At 73.8% G+C, this 3318-nt stretch carries 3 protein-coding genes; 2 read left to right on the plus strand and 1 reads right to left on the minus strand.

Annotated elements, in window-relative coordinates:
- Positions 1-192: 192 nt before the first annotated feature.
- Both ACFXA3_RS39200 and ACFXA3_RS39205 read left to right on the plus strand, forming a co-directional pair.
- Positions 193-393, plus strand: a complete 201-nt coding sequence (locus ACFXA3_RS39200; protein WP_385195628.1) for a hypothetical protein — start codon at positions 193-195, stop codon at positions 391-393.
- An 87-nt stretch (positions 394-480) separates the two neighbouring features.
- Positions 481-1113: an NAD(P)-dependent oxidoreductase gene (locus ACFXA3_RS39205; protein WP_385195630.1), complete on the plus strand. Its 633-nt coding sequence runs from the start codon at positions 481-483 to the stop codon at positions 1111-1113.
- Between the two features lie 124 nt (positions 1114-1237).
- Here ACFXA3_RS39205 and ACFXA3_RS39210 read toward each other — a convergent pair whose 3' ends face one another.
- Positions 1238-3238 (minus strand): RICIN domain-containing protein, encoded by a 2001-nt coding sequence (locus tag ACFXA3_RS39210; RefSeq protein WP_385195632.1) that lies wholly within the window; start codon positions 3236-3238, stop codon positions 1238-1240.
- Positions 3239-3318 lie beyond the last annotated feature (80 nt).

Genomic DNA, 3318 nt, shown 5'->3' on the forward strand with positions numbered 1-3318 from the left:
GGGGGGGGGCGGGGGCGGGGGGGGCCGGGGGCGGCCGCGGCCGCGCGTGGCGCCCCGCCGCGCCCGCCGCCCCGGCGGTGGTGGGCCGTGGCGCACCCCCCCCGGGCCACCCGCCCACGGCGAGGGCGTTGCGGTCCTCCGCACGGGCCTGTCGCACCCGCGCCCGCCGCCGGCCGGAGTGATGATTGCCCCATGAACGCCCTCGAGCGGGTCGAGCAGCCGCTGCCGCCGCAGTTCGACGCGCTCGCCGGGCGGGACCAGGGCCGGGGAAACCTGCGGATCCCGAAGGAGAACGTCATCGGCTCCCCGGCCGCCCGCACCTGCACCGGTGGCGGACCCTCCGCTCCCGCAGCCGCCCGCAAGCTCCTGCGGACCCGGTCCTCCCCGAACTGACCGGGCCGCCCACGGGGGGCGCCCGGCCGGCCGACGGCGGCGGGTCTCTCGCGGCGGACCGGCCTCCACACCGAAAGAGGCCTGACCATGCAGCTCACCGTCCTCGGCGCCACGGGCCCCATCGGCCAGCAGGTGCTCCGGCAGGCCCTCGCGGCCGGGCACAAGGTCACCGCACTGGTCCGTGACGCGGCCCGGCTGCCGCAGCGCGACGACGAGCGGGTCACCGTCGTCATCGGCGACGCCGCCTCCGCCGCGGACGTCGAAGCGGCGGCCCGCGGCAGCCAGGCCCTCATCTGCGCCCTGGGACCGGGCAGGGACTTCAAGTCCACCCTCGCCACCCGCACCGCCGGCCCCGTCGTGCAGGCCATGGCCGCGGCCGGCGTGGAGCGCCTCGTCTGGCTCTCGGCCCTCGGCTCGGGCGACACCGCCCGCCGCCAGTCCCGCTTCCAGGCCGGTGCGTCGAAGCTGGTGATGGGCGCGCTCATGGCGGACAAGGGCATCGCCGATGAGACCATCGCCCGCAGCGACCGGGCCTGGACCATCGCCCTGCCCGTGATGTTCGGCAACGGCGGGACCACGGGCGACTACGAGAGGATCCCGCTGGACGGAACCAGGGGACGCGTCGGCGGGAGGATCGACCGCGCGGACGTCGCGGACTTCCTGCTCTCCGCCGCGACGAGCGGCCTCTGGGTCCGCCGGCGCGTCATCCTCACGCACTGAGCCCGTCCGGGCGGCGGGGGCGGTGACGGGCGCGGGAAGCGGATGCCGGCGGGGGCATGGCGGAGCCGGCCGCCCCGTGCGATGACGGGACGGCCGGCCGTGGTGTGCCCGGGGCACCGGTCGGTCAGAGGTACCAGCTCTGACCCGGGTAGGCGGGGTCGGCGGCGTGTGCCCACTGCTGGGCGGGGGCGCCGTCGTCCTTGCTGGAGTTGTTGATCTCCAGCGTCTTGCCGCTGTTGAGGTTGCTGATGTCCAGGCTCACGGTGTTGCCGGCCTGCTTGATCGTCCACTGCATGGTGGGGATGTCGTGGCACGCGTACTGCTGCGCACGGGCCCCGTTGTCCTTGTTGGAGTTGACGATCTCCAGGCACTTGCCGCTGTTGACGTTGACGATCTGGTAGACGCCCGCGGTGGCGGTGGGCCGGAACTCCCACTGCGCGCCCGCCTGTCCGAGACAGGACCACTGCTGGGCGAGGGCGCTGTTGTCCTTGCTGGAGTTGACGATCTCCAGGCACTTCCCGCTGTTCGCGTTGCGGATCCGCCCGCGGGCGGGCACGACGGGAGCGGGCCAGGCGTTGGCACCGGCGGCGACGGCGCCCTGGCCGTTGCCCTTGTAGAGGCCGAAGCGCTGCTGGTTGTTCCACAGCCGGCCGATGTCGGTCTTGCCGTCGCCGTTGAAGTCGCCGGCCAGAACGATCGGCGTGTTGTTCCAGGTGGTGTCGGGCCACATGGAGACGCCGGCGTCGAGTCCGCCCGCGGTGTTGCCGCTGTAGCGCCGCAGGGCACCGTCGGAGGCGATGGCGACGACGTCGTCGCGACCGTCGTCGTTGAAGTCACCGGTGGTGATCTTCTGGATGCCCGTCCAGGTGTTGTCCGGCCACATCGTGCGGCTCTGCCCGTTCAGCACGCCGTCGGCGCCGGCGGAGTAGGCGTGCAGGGACCCCTTGCTGCCACCCGTGCCCCACACGGCGAGGATCCCGTCGCGGTCGGAGCCCGTCATGCGGTACCGGTCGAGCTGGAGCATGGAATTCCAGTTGGTGCCGTCCGGCCACATCGCCTTGCCTTCCGCGAGGCTGCCGTCCGGCCGCCCCGCGTACAGGCGGAGCCCGCCGCCGCTCCAGACGGAGGCGATGTCGGTGATGCCGTCGCCGTTGAAGTCACCACCGATGATCTTCGTGGCACCGCGCCAGCTTCCGTCGGGCCGCCACATCGGGCGGCCGTACTCGAAGGTGCCGTCGGGACGGCCCGCGAAGGTGTGCAGGTTGCCGTCGGCGGTGACCGCGGCGACGTCGTCACGCCCGTCACGGTTGAAGTCACCCGAGGCCATCACCTGCGTGACGTCGGGCACCAGCGACTGGAGCAGCACCGCGGGGGTGCTCTTGGCAACCTGGTCCACCCAGGCCGCCACGTCGTCCACGCGGACGTCGAGTGCGCCGGTGCGGGTCTCGGCCGCATCCATGCCGAGACAGCCGCCCTGCCACGAACGCGAGTTGACGGCCGCCAGCTCCACGCTGCCGTCCTTCCGGCGCAGGGCCGGCCCACCGGCGTCACCCTTGCAGACCACCGAGTCACCCGACGCGCTCAGGCCGAGCACACCGCCGTCGAGGGAGGCGACGGTGAAGACACCCGTGTGCGCCCTGTCCGGGACCCACTCCGTCTTCGTCCGGCCGAACCCCAGCGCGGTGAGCTCCTCGCCCGCGACGGGAGCCGTGGTGGCGACCTTCACCGGGGCCACCCCGACGACCGGCCAGCCGAGTTTGACCATCACGAGGTCCCGGTCCGCGTGGGGAACCAGCTCCACGGCGTCGACCACGGTGCCCGTGGACCGGGTGAGATCGGTGCGGCCGACGGTCACCGTCGTCTTCGCCGCGGGCTTGCCGGCCGGGACGGGCGCGGAGCCGCTGCGGAAGCAGGACGCGGCGGTGAGCACCCACTGGGCGTCGACCAGTGCGCCCGAACAGGACGTCCTGTCGTCGATGTTGAGCTTCGCCGCGAAGGCGTAGCCGGTGTTCGGGGCATCGCTCCCGCTCAGGGCCGTGGCGGGACCCGCGGTGAGGAGACCGCTTCCCACCGCGGTGGCCAGCAGCGTGGCAGCCCACGCGAGGCGTGAACCGTTTACGGGCATGGTGTTCCTTCTGGAGTGAGACGCGGCGGGGGGCGCGCCCGCCGGCCCCGCCCCCCCGCGCCGCGCCCGGCGGGCGGGCG

Source organism: Streptomyces sp. NPDC059456, assembly GCF_042750055.1.
In the GTDB taxonomy this organism is placed as follows: domain Bacteria; phylum Actinomycetota; class Actinomycetes; order Streptomycetales; family Streptomycetaceae; genus Streptomyces.